The organism is Veillonella denticariosi JCM 15641 (assembly GCF_002959855.1).
GTDB classification, from domain to species: domain Bacteria; phylum Bacillota; class Negativicutes; order Veillonellales; family Veillonellaceae; genus Veillonella; species Veillonella denticariosi.
On the sequence record NZ_PPDB01000007.1, the window covers coordinates 248,076 to 272,076 of the forward strand.

Annotated in this window: 22 protein-coding genes; all 22 read left to right on the forward strand. The window is 40.5% G+C overall.

The features are described 5' to 3' along the window. The first annotated feature begins 9 nt into the window (after positions 1-9). The 22 genes from rlmN to mutL all read left to right on the forward strand — a co-directional run bounded on the left by rlmN (position 10) and on the right by mutL (position 23,949). On the forward strand, positions 10-1,056 hold the full coding sequence (gene rlmN / locus VEHSUH05_RS06680; protein WP_105091119.1) for a dual-specificity RNA methyltransferase RlmN: 1,047 nt from the start codon (positions 10-12) through the stop codon (positions 1,054-1,056). Further along, a complete protein-coding gene (locus VEHSUH05_RS06685) occupies positions 1,049-1,750 on the forward strand; it encodes a Stp1/IreP family PP2C-type Ser/Thr phosphatase (RefSeq protein WP_054673290.1) in 702 nt (233 codons plus the stop codon). The genes rlmN and VEHSUH05_RS06685 overlap by 8 nt, the downstream gene beginning before the upstream one ends. A 27-nt stretch (positions 1,751-1,777) precedes the next feature. After that, complete coding sequence (gene pknB, locus VEHSUH05_RS06690) at positions 1,778-3,697, forward strand: Stk1 family PASTA domain-containing Ser/Thr kinase (RefSeq protein WP_105091393.1); 1,920 nt, start codon at positions 1,778-1,780, stop codon at positions 3,695-3,697. Between the two features lie 8 nt (positions 3,698-3,705). After that, on the forward strand, positions 3,706-4,569 hold the full coding sequence (rsgA, locus tag VEHSUH05_RS06695) for a ribosome small subunit-dependent GTPase A (protein ID WP_105091120.1): 864 nt from the start codon (positions 3,706-3,708) through the stop codon (positions 4,567-4,569). 1 nt (position 4,570) lies between these two features. Next, positions 4,571-5,221, forward strand: coding sequence for a ribulose-phosphate 3-epimerase (rpe, locus tag VEHSUH05_RS06700; RefSeq protein ID WP_105091121.1), 651 nt, complete (start codon positions 4,571-4,573; stop codon positions 5,219-5,221). A 181-nt stretch (positions 5,222-5,402) separates the two neighbouring features. Then, the gene (rpsB, locus tag VEHSUH05_RS06705; RefSeq protein WP_038114897.1) at positions 5,403-6,155 is read left to right on the forward strand and encodes a 30S ribosomal protein S2; all 753 of its coding nucleotides are present in this window, start codon (positions 5,403-5,405) and stop codon (positions 6,153-6,155) included. A 99-nt stretch (positions 6,156-6,254) separates the two neighbouring features. Beyond that, positions 6,255-6,935, forward strand: coding sequence for a translation elongation factor Ts (gene tsf / locus VEHSUH05_RS06710; RefSeq protein ID WP_038114899.1), 681 nt, complete (start codon positions 6,255-6,257; stop codon positions 6,933-6,935). A 62-nt stretch (positions 6,936-6,997) separates the two neighbouring features. Next, positions 6,998-7,723, forward strand: coding sequence for a UMP kinase (pyrH, locus tag VEHSUH05_RS06715; protein WP_038114901.1), 726 nt, complete (start codon positions 6,998-7,000; stop codon positions 7,721-7,723). Between the two features lie 5 nt (positions 7,724-7,728). Continuing rightward, the gene (gene frr / locus VEHSUH05_RS06720) at positions 7,729-8,289 is read left to right on the forward strand and encodes a ribosome recycling factor (RefSeq protein WP_105091122.1); all 561 of its coding nucleotides are present in this window, start codon (positions 7,729-7,731) and stop codon (positions 8,287-8,289) included. Further along, positions 8,289-8,540 (forward strand): hypothetical protein, encoded by a 252-nt coding sequence (locus VEHSUH05_RS06725; protein ID WP_038114906.1) that lies wholly within the window; start codon positions 8,289-8,291, stop codon positions 8,538-8,540. The genes frr and VEHSUH05_RS06725 overlap by 1 nt, the downstream gene beginning before the upstream one ends. After that, on the forward strand, positions 8,521-9,282 hold the full coding sequence (locus tag VEHSUH05_RS06730) for an undecaprenyl pyrophosphate synthase (protein WP_038114909.1): 762 nt from the start codon (positions 8,521-8,523) through the stop codon (positions 9,280-9,282). The genes VEHSUH05_RS06725 and VEHSUH05_RS06730 overlap by 20 nt, the downstream gene beginning before the upstream one ends. Before the next feature lie 2 nt (positions 9,283-9,284). Then, the gene (locus tag VEHSUH05_RS06735; RefSeq protein ID WP_105091123.1) at positions 9,285-10,106 is read left to right on the forward strand and encodes a phosphatidate cytidylyltransferase; all 822 of its coding nucleotides are present in this window, start codon (positions 9,285-9,287) and stop codon (positions 10,104-10,106) included. Positions 10,107-10,125: 19 nt separating this feature from the next. Next, positions 10,126-11,271, forward strand: coding sequence for a 1-deoxy-D-xylulose-5-phosphate reductoisomerase (locus tag VEHSUH05_RS06740; RefSeq protein WP_105091124.1), 1,146 nt, complete (start codon positions 10,126-10,128; stop codon positions 11,269-11,271). A gap of 8 nt (positions 11,272-11,279) precedes the next feature. Further along, positions 11,280-12,296, forward strand: coding sequence for an RIP metalloprotease RseP (rseP, locus tag VEHSUH05_RS06745; protein WP_054673299.1), 1,017 nt, complete (start codon positions 11,280-11,282; stop codon positions 12,294-12,296). 18 nt (positions 12,297-12,314) lie between these two features. Further along, positions 12,315-13,391, forward strand: a complete 1,077-nt coding sequence (ispG, locus tag VEHSUH05_RS06750) for a flavodoxin-dependent (E)-4-hydroxy-3-methylbut-2-enyl-diphosphate synthase (RefSeq protein WP_105091125.1) — start codon at positions 12,315-12,317, stop codon at positions 13,389-13,391. Between the two features lie 2 nt (positions 13,392-13,393). Then, positions 13,394-15,112, forward strand: coding sequence for a proline--tRNA ligase (locus VEHSUH05_RS06755; RefSeq protein ID WP_105091126.1), 1,719 nt, complete (start codon positions 13,394-13,396; stop codon positions 15,110-15,112). Positions 15,113-15,227: 115 nt separating this feature from the next. Continuing rightward, on the forward strand, positions 15,228-16,055 hold the full coding sequence (locus VEHSUH05_RS06760) for a PHP domain-containing protein (protein ID WP_105091127.1): 828 nt from the start codon (positions 15,228-15,230) through the stop codon (positions 16,053-16,055). 15 nt (positions 16,056-16,070) lie between these two features. Next, entirely contained in the window at positions 16,071-16,949 is an 879-nt protein-coding gene (locus tag VEHSUH05_RS06765; protein WP_038114925.1) for an Asp23/Gls24 family envelope stress response protein, read from the forward strand. A gap of 8 nt (positions 16,950-16,957) precedes the next feature. Continuing rightward, positions 16,958-18,268, forward strand: a complete 1,311-nt coding sequence (miaB, locus tag VEHSUH05_RS06770) for a tRNA (N6-isopentenyl adenosine(37)-C2)-methylthiotransferase MiaB (RefSeq protein ID WP_054673306.1) — start codon at positions 16,958-16,960, stop codon at positions 18,266-18,268. Positions 18,269-18,512: 244 nt separating this feature from the next. Continuing rightward, entirely contained in the window at positions 18,513-19,313 is an 801-nt protein-coding gene (locus VEHSUH05_RS06775; protein ID WP_038114929.1) for a class I SAM-dependent methyltransferase, read from the forward strand. A 26-nt stretch (positions 19,314-19,339) separates the two neighbouring features. Beyond that, positions 19,340-21,961, forward strand: a complete 2,622-nt coding sequence (gene mutS, locus VEHSUH05_RS06780; RefSeq protein WP_105091128.1) for a DNA mismatch repair protein MutS — start codon at positions 19,340-19,342, stop codon at positions 21,959-21,961. Beyond that, positions 21,961-23,949, forward strand: coding sequence for a DNA mismatch repair endonuclease MutL (gene mutL, locus VEHSUH05_RS06785; RefSeq protein WP_105091129.1), 1,989 nt, complete (start codon positions 21,961-21,963; stop codon positions 23,947-23,949). The genes mutS and mutL overlap by 1 nt, the downstream gene beginning before the upstream one ends. The last annotated feature ends 52 nt before the right edge of the window (positions 23,950-24,001 follow it).

The window sequence follows — 24,001 nt, forward strand, 5'->3', positions numbered from 1 at the left end:
GGAGTATTTATGATAGAATTATTGGGTAAGTCTTTAGAAGAGTTACAAATTATTTTCAAGACCCATAATATACAAAGATTTCGAGCGAAACAGCTACTTGATTATATATATCATAGGTATGGTTTTGACTTTCAGGAAATGACACAGTTTCCAAAAGATTTGCGCCAGTGGTTAACGGAGAATTGTGTTATATCTATACCTGCATTAATTACAGAATCGATTGCACCTGATGGCAAGACCCGTAAAATTTTACTGGAAATGAATGACCACAGTAGGGTTGAAGCGGTGTTGATGGAGCAGCGCTACGGATATTCCGTATGTGTTTCTTCCCAAGTGGGCTGTGCGATGGGGTGTGTGTTCTGTGCTTCTACGCAGGGCGGTTTATATCGTGATTTAACGGTAGCGGAAATCGTAGGTCAAGTTGTTATCTTTGGACAAATCATAAAGCAGCCGATTCATTCTGTTGTTGTAATGGGGGCCGGCGAGCCGCTTCAAAATTATGATAATGTATTGAATGCGCTTAAGTTATTACATGATCCTGCGATTTGTAATATCAGTTATCGTAAGATGACCATTTCTACCTGTGGCTGGGTTCCTAATATATATAAACTTGCTGATGAAGGTTTACCGATTACACTTGCATTGTCATTGCATGCGACAACTGATGATATTCGACGCAGTATAATGCCTGTAGGAGCTCATTATAATTTGACTCAGGTGTTGGATGCGGTAAAATATTATTATGATACGACACAGCGTCGTATTACCTTTGAATATATTTTGATTGATTCCGTGAACGCCTCCTTTGATGAGGCTCATGTATTGGGACAAATCTGTAAGGATTTTCCTAATTGCCATGTTAATTTGATTCCTGTTAATGGCAATGAACATATTGATTTATATAAACCATCTATGATTAATATGAATAGATTTAAAGATATCGTCGCATCTTACGGTATATCTGTCACTATACGTAAAGAGATGGGCGATGCAATCCAAGCCGCATGTGGACAGTTGAAAGCTGCTCACGGTCGGGAAAAGGAGACTTATGAATAATTTTGTTGGTTTAAGTAAAATTGGTCTTGTACGGCAGCGTAATGAGGATCGCTTTTTTATAGACGGTCCTATTTGTGCTGTTACTGATGGTATGGGCGGCTATAGCGGTGGTGAAATTGCCAGCACGTATGCCGTGGATGAAATACGAGACTACTTATCCGCTATAGAGCATGTTGAACAGAAGGACTTATGTGATGCTGTACTTCATGCGAATCAACGGATTGTCGATCACGTAGCTCACGAAGAACGTCTGGCTGGAATGGGAACTACCGCAGTGGTAACCGCCATTGATGAAGATAAATTATATTGGGCCAGTGTTGGAGATAGTCGCCTTTATATTTTTAGAGACGGCGTATTGAGACAAATTACTACGGATCATTCTATGGTACAAGAATTACTGGATTCCGGAGACATTACGAAAGACGAAATGCTTACACATCCTCAAAGAAATTTATTGACCCGTGCCGTCGGTGTCGATGAAAATCTTGAGGTTGACAGTGGTGTTGAGACGGTACAAACCGGTGACCGTATCTTGTTGTGTACCGATGGATTAAGTGGATATGTAACGGATGAAGATATTGCATCCACTTTACATGCTATTAATGATAATATGCAAGCTATCGAATCTTTAATGACGGCTGTATATGATGTCGGTGCCGGAGATAATGTAACTATTGTGGTTGGTACAATCTAGTCTAGAAACGGAGAAATAATGAGTGCTATGAATATAAAGGATATACTTCTAGATAATCGATACCGCATCGTTGATAAAATTGGTGTAGGCGGTATGGCGGATGTGTACCTTGGAGAAGATACTTTATTAGGAAGACCTGTAGCTATAAAAATTTTACATGCAAATTTTGCTAATGATGATGAATTTGTTAAACGTTTTAAACGTGAAGCACAGGCGGCAGGTAAACTTAATCACCCCAATATAGTCAATATGTATGATGTAGGTTTTGATCAGAATTTACATTATATTATTATGGAATATGTTGATGGAGAAACGTTAAAGGAATATATAACGCGTCATGGTCGATTATCTATTGATGAAGCTGTGAAATTCACTATTGCTATTGCAGAAGGCCTCGAACACGCTCATGCGATGGGGATAGTTCATTGTGATATTAAACCTCATAATGTGATAATTACTCGTACGGGTCGTGTAAAAGTAACGGACTTTGGTATTGCGCGCGCTATGAATGCGACAAATACAGTAATGTATACCAATTCCATTTTGGGATCCGCCCATTACTTGTCACCTGAACAAGCTAGCGGTAAGCCTGTTGATGGAAATACGGACATTTATTCGTTAGGTGTTGTGCTTTACGAAATGTTGACGGGGCGTGTGCCATTTGAGGGAGAGACACCGATTGCGGTAGCTTTAAAACATGTGCGTGAAAAGGTTACTCCGCCGACTAGATATAATCCTTCTATCCCGCCGCTTTTAGAGGCGGTTGTGATGAAAGCACTGGCAAAAAATCCTGCTGATCGATTTGAGTCAATCTCGGATATGATTAGTGATTTACGGCTTTCACAAGGATTTACAATGGGAAAAACGCAACGTCATGAACCATATGATTTTGCAACACAAATGATTCCTGCGGTGGACCCTGACGCACTGGAGGATTTCAATATCGATAGAGAGAGTAGTCAGAAAGTTGAGAGTAAAAAGAAGTGTATGTTGAATAAAATTGCGTCTATCCCGCAGAAATACATTGTTTTAGTGGCGGCTGTCATCTTCTTAATCGCCTTTTTAGGAGCATTTTTAACTTATGGTAATTTCTGGAGTAATACAACTGTAGATGTGCCTAATGTGGTAGGCAAACAGGTATCCGTCGCTAAAAATATTTTAGAAGATAAACATCTACGCGTGTCTACCAGTGAGGTCACAAATTCTGATGTGCCCGCAGGACAAGTCATTTCTCAAACGCCGAATGCCGGTGAAAAGGTTAAAGAACAACGTACAATTCATCTCGTTGTCTCAAAAGGCGTAGGGGATCTTACGGTTCCGGATTTATCCGGTCTGACGGTGGATCAAGCTCGTCAGCGCCTAAAAGATTTAGGTCTTGTTGTAGGTAAGATTACACAAGAGAGTGTAGACGGAAAGCCTGACGGTGTCATCATTGCGCAAACGCCATCCGGTGATTCCAAGGTGTCTAAAGGGGCTACAATCGATCTTGTAGTAAATAAGGCGAAAGTAAAAAAAGTTAAGGTACCTAATGTAATAGGCATGTCTTTAAAAGAGGCCCGTGATGCATTAAGTGCGGTTAATATCGCTGTAAATCAGGTGTCCGGTTCCGTAGAGGATAAATCTGTGGTAACGGAACAAAGTCTCAAAGCAGGCGATGAGATAGATGAAGGTTCGTCCTTAAATCTTACGACCGAATATAAGGACAAAAAGAAGGACGATTCCAAACAAAGTGGCAATAAAACAACAGGAACCGTTGACGTAACAGTACCACCGGGATCAAAGAGTCAGGAACTGAAGATCATCGTAAAAGATGATGAAGGTTCTGCCGTAATTTACGATGATACGAATAAGCCTGGTGATCGCATAGTTAAAAAAGTATCAGGTGTCGGCAATGTTCGTATCGAAGTATATCTCAATGGCGCATTAGTTCAGGATACGGCATTATAAGAGGCAGTATGATTACAGGCATTGTTATCAAGAATATGAACGGTTACTTCTATGTGCAAGATGAAGAGGGAACCGTTCATGAATGCAAGGTTCGTGGACGGCTGAAAAAAGGACGTTACAGTTTATTAGTAGGTGATCGAGTTACTATTTCCAACGATGGATTCGTAGAATCCATTCACGAGCGTCATAATTCGATGATTCGCCCCGCTGTGGCCAATATCGATCAGGTGGTTCTGGTCGTGGCCGCACATGAGCCAGATATTAACGAGCTATTATTAAATAAGATGCTCGTTATGATTGAACATGCGGATATTCCTATCGTATTATGTGTTAATAAATGCGATTTAATGGATGCATCTACGATATCTCTGGTGGATCTGTATCGATCTATCGGCTACGATGTGATTATGACGTCCACTTATGCTATGACGGGGATTGATGAATTACGACATGTGCTGGAACATAAGGTCACTGCTTTTGCAGGCCCTTCAGGGGTTGGTAAAAGCAGTCTTCTCAACGCTGTGGATTCGAAATTTACGTTTCAAACAGGTGAAGTAAGCGATAAAATTAAGCGCGGCAGACATACGACGCGTCATGCATCATTATTTAGTTTGAATACGGATTCCTTCATCATGGATACTCCTGGATTCAGTGCTATCGAATTTAATGATGTATCATTGGAACGATTGACTACATTGTTTCCTGAATTTGCTGATTATGTAGAGGATTGCAAATTTAATCCTTGTTATCATGAACACGAGCCGATTTGCGGTATTAAAGAAGCGTTAGCATCCGGACTAATCCATAAGGGGCGCTATGATGCGTATATGTCCATACGAAGAGACATAGAGAATCAAAGAAAGAGGTTTTAAGATGATTAAAGTTGCACCATCTATGTTATCTGCTGATTTTGCTATCTTAAGTGATGAGCTAAAATCCATTGAAATGGCTGGAGCGGATTTATTACATATCGATGTTATGGATGGACACTTTGTGCCTAACCTGACTTTTGGCGCTCCTGTTGTGAAAGCTATCCGGCCGTATACGAAGCTGCCTTTCGATGTTCATTTGATGGTGACAAATCCGGGAGATTATGTTGAAGAGTATGCCAAGATAGGTGTGGAGTACTTTACATTTCATCAGGAAACGGTACCTCATATACATCGTCTGGTGCAGCATATCAAACAATGCGGTATGAAGGCCGGCATTGCATTGAACCCGGGTACTCCGGTTGCTGTTCTTGAAGATATTGCGGCTGATCTTGACATGATATTAATCATGTCTGTTAACCCCGGGTTCGGGGGACAATCTTTTATACCGAACGCTATTAAAAAAGTTAAGCAAGCAAAGTTGTTACTTGAAGAGGTTGATAATACTTCGGCTGTAATCGAAGTAGATGGTGGTATCAACGATATAACCTGTGTCCCCATTAAAAGAGCCGGTGCTACGGTACTCGTAGCGGGATCTGCAGTATTCGGAGCTTCAAATCGGGCTCAGATGATCGAAGCGATTCGGACAAATTGATAGAATATTTCGAGAGGTGAATTCCAAAGAATTCACCTCTCTTTTGCTTGCTTTTAAAAAACTTTTTTGTTAAAATTAGTGAGTATGAAAAATATGCACGTCAGTGGACTTCGGTACTGTGCCTAATTTTGGGTGACCCGAAGGATGAAGCGGCGGAAGTTAATTAACAGGAGGTGCCACAATGGCAGTAGTATCAATGAAACAATTATTAGAGGCTGGTGTACACTTTGGTCATCAGACTAGAAGATGGAACCCTAAAATGGCGAAATTCATCTTCACTGAACGCAATGGTATCTATATCATTGATTTGTCTAAAACAGTTAAAAAAGTAGAAGAAGCTTACAGTTTCTTACGTGAAGTTGCTTCTCAAGGTGAAGTAATCCTATTCGTAGGTACTAAAAAACAAGCTCAAGAAGCTATTAAAGAAGAAGCTATCCGCGCTAACATGTTCTTCGTAAATGAACGTTGGTTGGGCGGTATGTTGACTAATTTCAAAACAATTGAAACACGTATCAAACGTTTGAAACAATTGGAAGCTATGGCTGAAGACGGCACTTTTGAAGTATTGCCTAAGAAAGAAGTTATCGGTCTTCGTCATGAAATGGATAAATTGGAAAAATACCTTGGCGGCATCAAAGATATGCCTAAAATGCCAGGTGCGCTTTTCGTAGTCGATCCTAAAAAAGAAAAAATCGCTATTGCAGAAGCTAAAAAATTGGGTATCCCTGTTGTGGCAACAGTTGACACTAACTGCGATCCGGACGAAGTTGAATTCCCAATTCCGGCAAATGATGACGCTATTCGCGCTGTAAAATTGTTGGCTGGTAAAATGGCTGACGCTGTTCTTGAAGGTCGTCAAGGCGAGTCCTTCGAAGAAGCATTGGATAACATGGTAGCTGATTCCGCTGAAATGGTTCGTGACGGTAAAGCTTAATCGTTGTCGGATTGGCATTTGAAAGATAAATCTATAACATATATAATTAGGGTAAGGACTATATCCTTACCTTAATTAATACTAGGAGGTAACAAAATAATGGCAATTACTGCTGCTTTGGTAAAAGAATTGCGCGACATGACTGGCGCAGGTATGATGGATGCTAAAAAAGCATTGGTTGAAACCGATGGTGATATTGATAAAGCGGTTGACCTTCTTCGTGAGAAAGGTTTGGCTGCGGCAGCTAAAAAAGCTGGTCGTATTGCCGCAGAAGGCGTTGTTTCTTCTTACATTCATGCGGGCGGTCGTATCGGTGTATTAGTAGAAGTTAACTGCGAAACTGATTTCGTTGCTAAAACGGATGATTTCCAAAATTTGGCACGCGATATCGCTATGCAAATCGCTGCTGTTAATCCTACATACTTGAACCGTGAAGAAGTTCCTGCAGAAGTAATCGAACATGAAAAACAAGTATTGTTGGAACAAGCTAAAGTAGAAGCTGAAGAAGACGTAAAAGCAGGCCGCAAACCAAAACCTGAAGCTGTTTTGGAAAAAATGGTGGCCGGTCGTATTGAAAAATTCTATAAAGAAAATTGCCTATTAGAACAAGCATTTATTAAAGATGGCGACAAATCCGTTACAGACATCATTAATGAAAATATTGCAAAAATCGGTGAAAACATCAACGTACGTCGTTTTGTGCGCTACGGTTTGGGCGAAGGCATTGAAAAACGTCAAGATGACTTCGTAGCTGAAGTAATGGCATCTGTTGGTAAATAAGTAAGATTTAATAAGAGAACACCGTACAGTGTTCTCTTATTTTGCAATAGAGGAGTATACACATGGCAAAGAGAAACTTTAAGCGTGTTGTTTTGAAGTTAAGTGGAGAGGCATTAGCCGGAGATCAAGGTTTCGGCATTAATCCGGATGTGGTAGAAAAATTTGCCCAAGAAATCGCCAGTTTAGCAAAATCTACCGATTTAGAAATCGCTATTGTTGTTGGTGGCGGTAATCTATGGAGAGGATTGGCGGGAAGCAATCAAGGGATGGACCGAGCTACTGCCGATTATATGGGTATGCTTGCTACAGTGATGAACTCTTTGGCATTACAAGATGCATTAGAGCAGGCCGGGGTTGATACACGTGTTCAAACGGCTATCGAAATGCAGGAAATTGCCGAACCGTATATTCGTCGACGTGCGATTCGTCATTTAGAGAAAAAACGCATTGTCATCTTCGGTGCGGGACTTGGTAAACCATATTTTTCGACTGATACTACGGCTGCTTTACGTGCCGCAGAAATTGAAGCGGATGCTATTTTGATGGCAAAAAAATTTGCTGACGGTGTATATGATTCCGATCCTAAGACAAATCCTAATGCCGTAAAATTTGATGAGCTTACATATAACGATATTATTACGAAAGAATTAAAAGTTATGGACGCTACATCTACTACATTATGTAAAGATAATAATATTCCTATTATCGTATTTAGCATGGATATTCCTGGTAATATTACTAAAGCCGCTAAGGGTGAAGAAATCGGGACCATAGTTCGAGGAGAATGATTCAGATGGAAATTAAAGAGTTACTACAACAGCAAGAAGAGCGCATGACAAAGTCCATTGAGGCTTTAAAGCATGAATTTGCATCGATTCGTACGGGTCGTGCTAGTGTAGCTTTACTTGATAAAGTTATGGTCGATTATTACGGCAGTCAGACTCCAATCAATCAAGTTGCAAATATTTCCGTACCGGAACCGCGTATGATTGTTATCGCTCCATGGGATAAAACTATGATTGGTGCTATTGAGAAAGCTATATTACAATCTGACCTCGGCTTGAATCCTGGTAATGACGGGGCTCAAATTCGTTTGACTATTCCACAATTAACAGAGGAACGCCGTAAAGAAATCGTCAAGGTGGTTCATAAAAAAGCGGAAGATGCTAAAATCGCGATTCGCAATATTCGTCGTGATGTAAATGATGCTTTGAAAAAGGAAGAAAAAGCTAAAACGATTACCGAAGATGATGTTAAAGACGGATTAGATCAGATTCAAAAACTAACGGATTCTAAAATCAAACAGATTGATGAATTAAAAGCAGTAAAAGAAAAGGATGTATTAGAAGTATAATGTGCAGTTCTAATACTCTTATTGGAATGCCATGGCAGCTTGCAAAATCTCGTTTGCAGGCTGCCCATATTCCTTTTAAGGTGATGATTGGAGCATCCTTCAACCGATATTTTGAAATCGCTAATGAAGGATTGTATGTAGCACGTATTACCGAAGTTGATGAGTGTTTACATGTATTAGTGTATAGACCAATGATTGCTTCCGACTTTGGACGTTCTATCGAGGTAGACTATGCTAAAGAAAATATTTAACCGTAATCAGCCTTCCACATCTGACATTGATAATAATGCTATACCGAAACATGTTGCTATTATTATGGACGGAAACGGCCGTTGGGCGAAACGTAGAGGTATGCCACGTTCTATGGGACATAAGGCGGGTGCCGATGTATTAAAGCAAATTGTTATCGCTGCTGATGAACTGGGCATTAAGGCGCTTACCGTATACGGTTTTTCTACGGAGAACTGGAAACGGCCTGAACAGGAAGTTTCTCTTTTAATGTCTTTGATAAAAGAATATTTAAATAAAAACGTGAAATATATGCATGAGCATAATGTCCGTATCCGATTTATCGGGTTTATAGGCGGACTTTCACAAGAATTACAATCCATTATTGAGGATGCAGAACAATTAACGAAGAATAATACAGGTCTAACCTTGCAGTTGGCAATTAATTATGGTGGACGTGATGAAATAGTGAGAACCATATGTGATATTTCCGAATCCGTTGCTAATGGTTCCATTCGTATTGATGATATTACAGAGAATTATGTCAGTGAACATTTGTTTACGAAAGAGTTCAGCGATGTGGATCTTCTGATTCGTCCTAGCGGTGATTTTAGGATCAGCAATTTTCTCTTATGGCAGATTGCCTATGCGGAGTTCTGGTTTACAGATTTACATTGGCCTGATTTTACAAAGGATACATTGATTGAAGCTGTAATTGCGTATCAGAAACGGGAACGCCGATTTGGCGGCTTATATGAGGAATAAAAATGTTAAAAACACGCGTTATAACTGCTGTTATAGGGTTTATCATTGCTCTTGGGGCCATTACAATAGGAGGCTCTGTTTATGATACACTTATCACGATATTGGCACTTTTGGGGTGGCGTGAATTTGTCTTGCTAGGTAAAGCTAAACATGTGCGTATGCCTATCATATGGGGATACGCGAGTGTGCTATTGATCATGATTTCATTGGCTATACAGATGTATGTATTGGCAGGTGCCATAATTGTGTTAGGGTTATTCGCTAATTATATGTTGTGTACCTTCGGTGAAAGTAAATATAACATGTCGAGCGTATCGTACAGCATCTTCGGTTTACTCTATGTAGTAATCGGTATGGCGTCGTTATTAACTATTCGCCATGACTCGGTATACATATCATTACCTATGCCTTTTGAACTGTATAATTGGGGCGTCATTACATTGTGGCTTTTGTTATTTACTACTTGGGCCAGCGATACATTTGCTTATTTTGCAGGGTGCGCTTTTGGTAAGCATAAAATAGTTCCGACTATCAGTCCGAATAAGACTTTAGAAGGTTTTATCGGTGGATTTATCGGATGTATCATCACAGGTGCTGTTTTCTCCTATATTGTGGGAATTCCCTTTTGGTTCGGTATTCACGTAGGGATGATTTGCGGTATTTTGGCACCTTTAGGCGATTTATTTGAATCAAAATTAAAGCGTTTATGTAATGTGAAAGATTCCGGAACTTTGTTACCGGGGCATGGCGGCGTATTGGATCGCTTTGATAGTCTGCTGTTTACAGCTCCGGCGATACTTATTTACGTATTGATGCTTTCATAGACATTAGGGGATTCCTTTCATGAAATATCTTAGTATTATAGGAAGTACCGGTTCCATAGGTACACAAACATTGGATGTGGTCTCTCAGCATCCGGATCAATTTAAGGTTGTCGCATTAGTGGCGCATCATAATATCGATCTTTTAGAGAAACAAATCAAAGAATTTGAGCCGTTAATAGCAGGGATTGTCGATGAAATAGCATTTGAAGAACTGAAAAAACGTTATACCGGATCTACCAGATTAATTGGCGGTAAAGAGGCTCTTATTGCGGCGGCCACTATTCAAGAAGCATCTATGGTGGTGACGGCTATTGTAGGTGCTGCCGGCATCGAACCGACTGTTGAAGCTATAAAGAAAGGCAAGACAATAGGCCTTGCCAATAAGGAAACCCTCGTGGCCGGTGGCCCACTTATTACATCCTTAGCTAAAGCGCATAATGTTCAGATTTTGCCGATTGACAGTGAGCATAGCGCCATATTTCAATGTTTAGAAGGACAGGACCGCAGTAATGTGGATTCACTAATTGTAACTGCATCAGGCGGTCCGTTACGAACCTGGGATTCCGCGTCTATACAATCTGCTACAGCAGCGGACTGTTTACGTCATCCCACTTGGAATATGGGGAATAAAATTACCATTGATTCGGCATCATTATTTAATAAAGGCCTAGAAGTTATAGAGGCTCACTGGCTTTTTGATTTTGATTTTGACCATATTGATGTGGTAGTTCACCCGCAGAGTATTGTCCACTCCATGATTCGTATGAAGGATGGGGCTATTTTGGCACAATTGGGGAATCCCGATATGCGTGAACCTATCCAGTATGCTTTGACGTACCCGAAACGTGAGCATTTATCTATGACTCATTTGGACTTTTCAAAGGCGTTACAATTAGAATTTTTGCCGCCTCGATATGATGATTTTCCTGCATTACGACTTGCTTATGAGGTAGGTCGTGCGGGAGGCTTTAAACCGGCCGTATTTAATGCGGCAAATGAAACGGCTGTTTATGCATTTTTAGATGATAAAATCGCCTTTGGCGATATTTATAAGGTTGTTACAGCTGTTCTTGATTCTATGGGGAGAGAAGATATTTTTATATTAGATAATTTATTAGCCATCGATCGATGGGCCAGAGAAAAGGCCATATCATTGATGCCATAGGAGTATATATGACAACGGCATTAGCCACGATTTTTGTATTTGGCTTAATCGTATTTATTCATGAATTAGGCCATTTTATTACGGCCAAGATGTCGGGTATGCAAGTCGATGAATTTGCTATCGGTTTTGGACCGGCTATAGCGAAGGTGAAAAAGGGGGAAACCTTGTATTCCATTCGCATTATTCCATTGGGTGGATTTAATCGTATCTCCGGTATGAGTCCGGAGGAGGAACTCCATGAACATTCATTTTATACAAAGCCGGCATGGAAGAAGTTTATCGTAATTTCCGCCGGCGCAGTATTTAATTTTTTGTTGGCTATCGTTATTTTCTTTGGTTTAAATTTAACGGTAGGCAATATGACCTATAGTGATGAACCGGTCATTGGGAATGTTATTTCCGGCAGTGCTGCAGAGCAGGCTGATTTAAAGGCTAACGATCGCATTATAACGATTGACGGTAAGCCGATTACTAAATGGGAAGAAATTCGTCCTAGCTTAATGGGGACCGCTAATCATGGTGTTCCTGTTGTGGTAAATCGTAATGGTGAAAGCATTGAAACGACTGTTATTCCTAAAATGGAGCAGGGATCAGTAAAGATTGGTATTTATCCTAGCTTTACCAGCGAGCAATACGGTGTAGGTGAAGCTTTCACAAAGGCTGTAACCGATACAGGTAAAACCATAACAGCTATGATACAGGGATTATACGAGATGATTCGCGGTACACAGGCCGTTGAGTTATCAGGTCCTGTAGGTATTTCACAAATGGCAGGAACGGTAGCTCAATCCGGATTTGCACCGCTTTTAGCATTTGCCGCATTCCTCAGCATTAATTTAGGTGTCATCAATTTATTGCCGTTACCTGTTCTTGATGGCGGACATTTGATTATTATTATAGTGGAGGCCATTACGGGGCGTAAGTTACCGGCTAAAGCGCTTATGTACATTCAAATGATTGGCATCGCTTTATTGGTAACATTATTCCTATATGTGACGACTCAGGATATTTTCCGTTTACTATAATACAATTAGGAGATTATAATGATTATTCGTAAACCTACAAACGGTATCTATGTAGGTACAGTAAAAATTGGGGATTACGCACCGATTAGTATTCAGTCAATGATTACTACGGATCCTGTACATACGGAAAAAGCCATTGCGGAAATCAATCATCTGGCTGAAGCTGGTTGTGAGTTGGTACGTGTCGCAGTACCTACAATGGCTTCCGCAAAGGCGATTAAGGCTGTTCGTGCGGGTATTTCTATCCCCTTGATTGCAGATATTCATTTTGATTATAGATTAGCTCTGGAAGCTATTGATAATAATGTCGATGGTTTGCGTATCAATCCCGGGAATATTGGCGGTGAAGATAAGGTATTGGCGGTTATAGAAAAAGCAAAACCAAAGCAGATTCCGATTCGAATAGGTGTCAATGCGGGTTCACTGCCAAAACATATTCTTGATGCTCATGGCGGGCATCCTACGGCAGACGGAATGGTGGACACCGCATTGGAGCATGTTCGTATTCTTGAAAAACTCGATTATCGTCAGATGAAATTATCTATAAAGGCAACCGAGGTGCCTCTTATGGTTGAGGCATATCGTAAATTATCTGATAAGATCCCCTATCCATTGCATTTAGGTGTTACGGAGGCTGGAACGATAAAACAGGGCACCATTAAATCCGCTATGGGAATCGGGGCTTTATTATTGGATGGTATCGGAGATACATTGAGGGTTTCACTTACGGGAGATCCGATTCATGAAATTGAAGTAGGCCGAAGTATTTTAAGTAATCTAGGTCTGCGAAACTTCGGGGCTACCATGATTTCCTGTCCTACCTGTGGACGATGTCAGGTAAATCTGTTCGATATGGCCGGGATTGTGGAGGAACGCTTAGAGTCTATTAAGGCACCTATTAAGGTGGCTGTCATGGGCTGTGTTGTAAATGGTCCCGGGGAAGCACGTGAGGCTGACTTCGGTATCGCCGGCGGTAACGGACAAGGAATTGTCTTTAGAAAAGGCGAGGTTATTAAAACCGTGCCTGAATCTGAACTTGTAGATACATTATTTAGAGAAATCGATCAATATTTAGAATCATTGGATGAGGAGTAATTATGTTAGCCAGTAAATTGTATGCGCCTACATTACGTGAAGTTCCGGCTGATGCAGACGTGGTGAGTCAACAGTTAATGTTGAGAGCGGGCTTTATTCGGAAAACGGCCAGCGGTTTATATAGCTTTTTGCCATTAGGGTGGAGAAGTATAAAAAAAATCGAAGCTATTGTAAGAGAAGAAATGGACCGTGCTAACGCACAGGAAATTATGATGCCTATTTTACAGCCGGCTGAGATTTGGAAAGATTCCGGTCGATGGAAGGCATATGGTGCGGAAATGATGCGCATCCATGATCGCCATGAAAATGAATATTGCTTGGGACCGACTCATGAAGAAATGATTACGACCTTAGTAAAAAACGAAATTAACTCATATCGTCAATTACCTGTAAATTTATATCAGATTCAAAGTAAGTTCCGTGATGAACGTCGTCCCAGATATGGCTTGATGCGCAGTCGCGAATTTATTATGAAGGATGCTTACTCCTTTGATATTGATGAAAAAGGTCTCGATGAATCCTATAAATCCATGTATGACGCATACATGAACATTTTTAACCGCTGCGGTCTTACGTTTCGTCCGGTTGAGGCGGATTCTGGTGCTATCGGCGGTAGCGGGACTCATGAATTTATGGCTATTGCCGATGCCGGTGAAGCGGACATCGTGTATTGTACAGCTTGTGACTATGCGGCCAACATAGAAATCGGTAAACCTGGTATTATGAAGCAGGATGAAGAAGCATATAAGAATCTCGAAACTGTGGATACTCCTCATGCTAGTACTATTGAAGCTGTTGCAGATATGCTTAACCTGCCGTTGGAGAAAACAATTAAAGCCGTTGTATTTTCAATTGACGGAAAGGTTGTTCTGGCTATCGTTCGAGGCGATCATGAGGTTAATGAAATTGCGGTTCAACATGCTGTGCTCGGCACGGTGGAACCGGAAATGGCTACGCCAGAAGAACTTGAAAAAGTAGGTTTGACGGCCGGCTTTATAAGTCCTGTAGGATTACATCAATCAGATGATTTCGCTATCGTTGTTGATGAGTCCGTTATGGAAACATATAATGTGTGTGGCGGCGCTAATAAAAAGGATGCACATTATATCAATATCAATCCAAAACGGGATTTTGATGTGGATGATATCATCATCGCTCCAATTCGTCTGATTACAGACGATGATGTATGCCCTTGTTGCGGCGGTACTTTGGAACATGCTAAAGGTATTGAAGTAGGACAAGTTTTTAAGTTAGGTACAAAGTATTCCGAAGCATTGCAAGCTACATTCCTGGATCAAAACGGTCGACCAAATCCGATGGTTATGGGCTGTTATGGTATCGGGGTATCCCGCACATTGGCGGCGGCTATAGAACAATATCATGATGAAAACGGTATTATCTGGCCGCGTGCTATTGCACCGTTTGAAACCGTTATCGTGCCTATTAATGCGAAGGACTCAGTTTTGATGGAGGCAAGTCAGAGAATTTATGATTCTTTGCAACAGGCCGATGTAGATGTATTATTAGATGATCGAAAGGATCGGGCCGGTGTCAAGTTTAAAGATGCGGACCTCATCGGTTATCCATTGCGTATTACGGTAAGTAAGAGCACCGTAGAACGTGATGAAGTGGAAATTCAAATTCGCAAGTCGGGGGAGACCATCACTTGTGCTATAGATATGGTTACATCTAAGGTGACCGAATTACTGCAAAATTTATAATTAAGATTGCGATTTCGATGAATATTCATCGGAATCGCAATTTTTTCCTCTTCTTGAATTAATTATAGGAATCAGTCATAATTAATTAATAAGGTAATTATAATGGGAGGCATGTATGTTAGTTGATTTTCATATGCATTCCACATTTTCGGATGGGGTTGAATCTCCTGAATCTTTATTTCGTCATAGTTTAGCCTCTAATCTGTCGATGATATCCTTAACAGATCATGATGAAATAGATGGAATTATGATGCTGCGTGATGCTCAGAAAAAATGGGATTTTGCACAATCTATAAAGATTATTACAGGCTGTGAGTTTAGCGGTAATTATAAAGGTAAAGATATTCATATTTTAGGATATCGTTTTGATGAGACTGATGAAAAACTTATGCAATTCATTAATTACGTCAAGGCTGAAAGAGTTTCGCGCGTTGCAAAGATGATTCAACGCTGTAACGAGGCAGGTTATCGTATTACGATGGATATGCTTGAAAATACATTTCCTCATGCTCGGGCATATGGGCGACCTCATATAGGTCAACTACTCATCGATAATGGGTATGCAAAGGATATTAACGAAGTCTTTTCCACCGTTTTACATAAGGACAGTCCCTGCTATATACCTAAGGTTAAGATTGAAGTTCCAAAGATTATCGATATCATTCACACAGCAGGGGGCTTAGCTGTTATGGCTCATCCTAAGTTAATCCGTAACGATGATTATGTCGTAGAGATGTTAGAGTTTGATTTTGACGGTATTGAGGCATACCATTCTAAGCACGATAGTACGGATGAATCGAAATATAAGGCTTTAGCGATGGAATGCCATCTATTTATTACAGGCGGATCGGATTATCATGGCATTCAAGGTAAACCTCCTGCAAGATTAGGTGATTTTGTAGTCGATAGTGAAAGTGTGTCCAAATTTATAGATTTATTATAAATACCGAGGTAAAGTATGGAAGTCATTGCATTTGTTGGCAGCAGCGGGACAGGCAAAAGTCATCGTGCACTTGTTCTAGCCCATGAAAATAAAATAGAATGCATCATCGATGATGGTATTTTAATTCATGATAATAAAATTGTGGCAGGTTTTTCAGCTAAAAAGGAATCAAGCCGTCTGAAAGCGGTACGACGCGCTATATTTCAGGATCCTGTGCAGGTGAAGTCGGTTCGTGATCAACTGGATAAAATCAATCCGAATAAATTAATGATTATCGGCACATCGGATAATATGGTGAAAAAAATAACGAAGGCTTTGGGATTACAGGAACCGGACCGTTATATACGCATTGAAGATGTGGCGACACCGAAGGAAATAGAGCGCGCTCAACATGCGCGTTTAAAGGAAGGCAAGCATATTATTCCCGTTCCGACGATGGAGCTTAAACCTCATTTTAAAGGGTATCTTATCGATCCGATTAAGACGATGTGGCGCCGTCGAACATTGAAAAAACAGGATCAGGATACATTGGGACAAATCGGGTCTGAAGGCTTTGAACGATCTGTTGTACGTCCTGCTTTCAGTTATTATGGACGCTTAACATTCGATGACGATGTGATTATCAAGTTGATTCGTAACGGTTTAAAAAAAGTTGCCGGTGTAGACGAATCCAGTGATATTTCTTTTAAGAAGAGCAAAAAAGGACAAAACGGACTCATTTTGGATATGGCCGTTGTCATTGAACACGGGTATCCCGTCAAGAATTTGATGCAACAGGTGCAAAAGTCCGTACGTAATGAGATTGAATATATTACCGGTATGTCTATCGAGCGAATGTCCATCAAAGTGAAAAATATTGTAGAAACAAAACGGAAAATTATAAAACATATGTAGGAGTTGGAATGAAGTCATACTATATTTATACTTACGGTTGTCAAATGAATACGGCGGATTCGGAGCGGCTGGCACATCAGTTGGAGTCAGTAGGCTATATTCCTACTGATGATGTGGAACAGGCGGATTTGATCATATTGAATACCTGTGCGGTTCGGGAGACTGCGGAAACGAAGGTGTACGGTCGTATCGGTGAATTAAAGCATTTAAAAGCGAAAAATAATAATTTAATAATCGCTATTACCGGATGTATGGCTCAGAAAAATCAGGCGGATATGTTTAAACGGGCGCCGCATATTGACATCGTACTGGGGACACATAATATTCGCCATATTAATGAAATGATTGCCGAAGTGGAGCGCACTCATGCGCATCAAATCAATGTTGATATGGATAATACGGTGTTGCCGGAGTTACAAGCTAAACCTAACGGTACATTTTTTGCTTGGGTTCCTATAATGAACGGGTGCAACAAATTTTGTACATATTGTATTGTGCCTCATGTCAGAGGTCGAGAAATCAGTCGTCCCGTATCTGCAATCGTAAAAGAAGTGACGGAGTTAGGACAAAAAGGATTCAAAGAGATAACATTACTCGGGCAAAATGTGAATTCCTACGGTTTGGACTTTAAAGACGGTACTGATTTCGGAACACTCATAGATGCGTTAGACGGTATTCCTGGCATTGAGCGTGTTCGTTATATGACGAGCCACCCTCAGGATATGACGAAATCTATGATTGATGCGCTTGGCCGTTCGAGTAATGTGGTAACACATCTACATCTACCGATTCAATCCGGTTCCAATCGGATTTTGCAGAAAATGAATCGTCATTACACGGTTGAGCATTATAAAGAGCTTTTACAATACTGCAGAGAGAAAATTAGAGATATCGTAGTCACTACCGATATTATTGTAGGCTTTCCGGGTGAAACCGATGAGGATTTTGAACAAACGCTAGAATTATTACAGGATATCCGTTATGATATGGCGTATACATTTATATACTCAAAACGTTCCGGTACGCCTGCAGCGACCATGGATGAACAGATACCGGAAGAAGTGAAACGCGTACGTCTACAAAAATTGATGGATATACAGAATGAAATTTCTCTGGAGTTAAATAAAGAAATGGAAGGCAAGGTATTTGATATCATTGTAGAAGGTCCTAGTGCAAAGGATGAATCCATGTGGTTCGGACGTACATCAGGTAATAAAATGGTTCTCTTTCCAAAAGATGAATCTTTGAAAATCGGTGATACCGTTCCAGCTCATATTGATAAAGCTCAAACATGGGTTTGCTACGGAAGCATTTTATAATACATGAATTAAAGTGTTAAAGAGAACACACCATTATTATGTAATTTCTAAAGTTAGATCTATCTGATTTAAGTTTAGCGTGTACTACATATGGTGGAGGTATTCTCTTTTTTATTGTATGACAGATGATGATTAGAAAATATGTGTGTTATAATAATAGAATAATATAAAAGTTGTATATTGATGACTTTCATAGGTATGAACACCATTTAGATTTCTTATTTTCTATAAAGAAGGTGTAACTATGAAATTGGATTTAAACGCTGTAGGTGAAACGGCCTTATTAACTTTATATGCGCGAGCGAAAGATTACGAGTCAGAACAATCCGTATTAAAGGATAAAAAATCATGGGATATTATAAAACAAATCGATTATGATTTCAGTCAATTTAAAGATGTAAAGATGTCCTATTACGGAATTTTAGGACGGGCGAAAGTAATCGATGAGGAGATACGAAAATTTATATCTATATATCCAGATTGTATTGTCGTATCTTTAGGTGCCGGTTTAGACACAATGTTTTATCGAGTCGACAACGGTTATATTGATTGGTATAATATTGATTTTGCCGGAGTGATTGAGGCGCGTACACATTTCTTTGTACCGCATGATCGTGTACATAATCTGGTGGGCTCCATAACTGAAGATTCATGGACTGCTCAAATTGAAACAAACGGTCGTAAATTGCTGTTTGTGAGTGAAGGCGTGGTCATGTATCTTACACTGGATGAAATGAAGCAGTTCTTAGGATTACTGACGGATTCTTTTGAAGAATTCACGTTATATCTTGATATGATTTCTCCTTACGTGGCAAAACGCACAAAACAGCATGATATGCTCAGTAAGATGGATGTTTCATTCCAATGGGGCACAAAAGATGGTCATGAAATTATGGACATGAATCCTAAACTTAAACAGACCGGACTGATTAACTTTACGGGAAGCATGTTGTCATTGGCTCCTGTAGTCTATAAATTGTTGTATCCGATTATTTATTTAGTTAACAATCGATTGGGTATATATGAATATAAGCGGAATATATGATATGACTCATAATATATGAGGTGAATATGAGTAAAAAACAGACACCAATGATGGAACAGTATCTTGATATCAAATCGAGATATAAAGAGGAACTTCTGTTCTTTCGGTTAGGTGACTTTTACGAATTGTTTAATGATGATGCTTTGTTAGCATCTCGAGAATTGAATATAACGTTAACAGGACGTCCTACGGGCGATGAGGAACGCACACCGATGTGTGGCGTTCCTTTTCACGCTGCTGAAAGCTATATAGAGACGTTGGTTAAAAAAGGTTATAAGGTAGCTATTTGTGAGCAGCTGGAGGATCCTAAAGCGGTTAAGGGCATTGTAAAACGGGATGTCATAAAAGTTATTACGCCGGGGACTGTTATGACGGAAAATGCCAATGATGCGCGGGCCAATAATTTTTTAGCTTTATTTTATATGGTAAAAGATTCGTGGGTTCTCGTTTTTTCCGATGTATCAACCGGTGAAGTCATTTGGCATCGCATTACTGAATCCGATAAAAAGAGTGATATGTATGATGCGTTAAGCATGTATAGACCGACGGAAATCATTTTGCCTGAAGGTAGCGAATTACCTCGAGAAATTCGAGACTTTATCGGTAATCAATTCAGCAATGTTGTATTTTCTCCATTTTCCACCTATCATACACAGCGGGAAGTAGCGGAACAGGCGGTAGCCCATTTCGGCGATTTGGGCCTGATGGAAGAAGATGTATGGGAAGCATTGGGGTTTATGTTGTTATACCTGCAGGATGTCATCAAATCTCCGATTTCCCATATCAATTATGTGCATCAGCTGAGTGTAGGTAATCGACTTATCTTAGATACATCTTCATTGCACCATTTGGAAATTACGCACAATCTTCGTGACGGTGGTCAGAAGGGAACATTGCTTGATGTATTGGACAGAACCCTTACACCGATGGGGGCACGGCTGTTAAAACAATGGCTTGAAAGTCCATTGACGGATATAAATCAAATCCAACATCGACAATCCGCTATTTCAGAGCTGATCACTCGCGGAGCGGAACGGACCGATTTGCGGAATAAGCTCGACTGTATTTATGATTTTGAACGCATTGTGGGCCGCGTGGAAACGGGTTCCGTATCGCCACGGGATTTGACTGCCTTACGGGAATCGTTAGCAGTATTGCCAGAATTAAAAAATACTTTAAACATTTGCACCAGTTTAGCGTTAACATCTATTAATGAACGCATTCAAAATCATCGTGAATTATATGATTTACTATATAATGCCATAGCGGAGCAGCCGGCTCTTACATTAAAAGAAGGACGCGTTATAAAAGACGGATATAATGAAGAACTGGATGAACTGCGCTCGTTGACTACCGACAGTCAAAAATGGCTATCCAAGATGGAAGAGGACATCAAGGCTGCAACGGGCCTTTCCAAAATCAAGACCGGTTATAATAAGGTATTTGGTTATTATTTTGAAGTATCTCATAATAAATCCGAACAGGTGCCGGATTATTTTATTCGTAAGCAAACACTATCTAATGCGGAACGGTATATTACACCGGAACTTAAGGAATTTGAAATTAAAATCCTCAGCGCAAAGGAAAAAATGATCGCTCTTGAACACCGGTTATATCAGGACTTGCGAGAACAGATTAAGGCTGTTATTAAAGACATACAACAGACCGCACGAGCTTTGGCGGATTTAGATGTGCTCTGTTCTTTAGCATTGGTGGGATACGAAGAAAATTATATTTGTCCCACGTTAGCAATGAATGGGCAAATCAATATTCGCGATGGACGGCATCCGGTAATCGAGAAATTTCTGAAGCGTGAGGTTTTTGTACCGAATGATGTGGTATTAAATCATGATGATGAGGAATTTCTGTTGATTACGGGTCCTAATATGGCAGGTAAATCCACTTATATGAGGCAAGTCGCTATCTTGATGATCATGGCGCAAATCGGTTCGTTTATCCCCGCTCGGGAGGCATGTATTTCACCTGTAGACAGAATCTTTACACGCGTAGGTGCCAGCGATGATATTTCTACGGGGCAAAGTACTTTCATGGTGGAAATGAAAGAGGTTGCCTATATTTTAGAAAATGCCACCTCTAATAGCCTTATAATCCTTGATGAAATAGGCCGTGGTACGAGTACCTTTGACGGACTAAGTATTGCTCAAGCCGTCGTTGAACATATATGCAAGCACATACATGGTAAGACACTGTTTGCAACGCATTATCATGAGCTCATCACCTTAGAGGAAACCTACAGTAAATTGAAAAATTATACGGTTGCGGTTAAGGAAAAGGGAAAAGATGTGGCCTTTTTGCGTCGCATTATCAGAGGTGGTGCCGATCGCAGTTACGGTATCCATGTGGCCCGATTGGCTGGATTACCGAATTCCGTGTTGAAACGGGCTGAAGTTATTCTCGCGTCTCTAGAGGATCAGAGCAATGATGCCGATGATTTGAATCAACGCGTGATTATACCGCAAGCCTCCAATGTCGTAAAACAGGTAAGTGAACCGGCGACGGGGAATCTATTTACTCATTCCGTGGTAGACAGCTTGCTTGATTTAGATGTGATGAGCATGACTCCGATTGAAGCGTTGAATACACTGTATCAACTACAAGAAGAGGCTCGCAAAGGAGGCGGTAAATAATGCCGACCATTCATGTACTGGATGAAAAGACAATTAATAAAATAGCCGCCGGTGAAGTCGTTGAACGTCCTGCTTCAGTCATAAAAGAACTTATCGAGAATTCCATCGATGCATCGGCGACGAATATAGAGATTGAAATCGGAGATGGCGGTGTTTCTTATATGCGTATTACCGATAACGGTATCGGTATGACCGAAGAGGATGCGCGATTAGCTATCTTGCGTCATGCGACGTCTAAGATTCAGCAGGTGGAGGATCTCTTCGATATCGCTTCTTTAGGGTTTAGAGGTGAGGCATTAGCCAGCATCGCGTCGGTTTCTCATTTTTCGTTGATTACGCGTAAATCAGAGGATGAATTGGGCACGCGTATTACAGTGGACGGCGGAACTTTCACGGACTGCATTCCCTATGGTGCGGCACCGGGAACGACTATTGAAATCAAGGATTTGTTTTATAATACGCCGGCACGACGTAAATTTCTCAAAACAGAGCGCACCGAATCATCTAAAATTCAGGATATTGTCGGTAAATTAGCTCTCAGCAATTCTCATATATCATTTAAACTTACCATCGATGATCGGGTGGCCATTATAACGCCCGGCAACGGTAATATAATTGATACCGTGGCGGCTCTTTACGGTTATAAAACGAAGGATGATGTATTTTCTGTTGCCTATGAAAGTGATTCAATTTATATTGACGGTGTTGTTAGTAAGCCCACGTTATTAAAGAGTACACGATTATGGCAGACCATTATCGTCAATAACCGTGTCATTTCCGACAAGACCATTATGAAGGCTATCGATAATGCATACCATGCGCTGTTGCCGAAAAACGGCCATCCCCTAGTCGTGCTTCATATTACGGTACCGGCTGATATGGTGGATATTAATGTGCATCCTCGTAAAAGTGAAGTAAAATTTTCTGATGAAAAATTAATCTTCAAGGCTGTTTATCATGGTATTCTTAATGCATTGAATAATCCTCTGCATGAACGGTATGAACGAGAATCTTCTTCCTATATGCCGGGGACCATTGATACAAATGGTGAAAGTACTGCCGACACTCATGGTAAAAGTATTTATGATTCGTATCAATCGGGAATGATGGTGAGAGATGATATGCAGTCTGCCGAACATATCGCTACAGCCGTAGAGTATGATAAGGTTTTTGGCGGTCGTCGCAATAAAGGTTATGAGGTAATGCGCGATGAAACCTCACAGTTTGTAGATTCTTTAAAGAGTCACGGTTTTACGCCGCCACCCCCAAAGTCTACATATGAACAGGAAACCTTTACGGATGATACGTTTAATTCCGTTCCGGCCGCTTATACCAGTTATACGGCGGAGGATGTAGAGAAATTCAAATCCTTGAAACAGGATATGATAGAAACGAATCAAGCGGAGCGGATTATTCGGAACTCCGGATTTTTACCTATGGGACAAGTCGCTTCCTGCTATATTCTGGCTAAAAAGGGTGATGATCTTTATATTATCGATCAACATGCCGCACACGAGCGTGTCCGTTATGATAAATTATGTAAATCATCGGAAGCGATTCCTATGCAATCTATTCTTGTCCCTCAGTTACAGGAGGCTACAGAGGATGATATGACGCTCGTAGAAGAGGAGCGGGACGTATTACTCGATTTAGGTTTTGATGTGGAACTGGGAGGACCCGCACAGATTAAATTGGTAGGCTCCCCCGTTGATTTGGTGGAATCGAAAGCATTTGAGATTTTACAATATGTATTCTCGTATTTGCATGATCATCAAAAACCTACTAAGGCACAACTACGACATGAAATGCTAGCCTATGCTTCATGTAGAGGTGCAATCAAATCGGGACATAATCTGAATATGTATCAGATGGCGACATTGATTGAGGATTTATTTAATACGGAAAAACCTTATGTATGTCCTCACGGACGTCCTACGATTATCAAGTTTACACCCGATGAGTTAGGAAAATTATTTTTACGGTCTTAATATGAATATCATTACCACATCACAAAAATCAAATGGTTTCATTCAGGAGGAA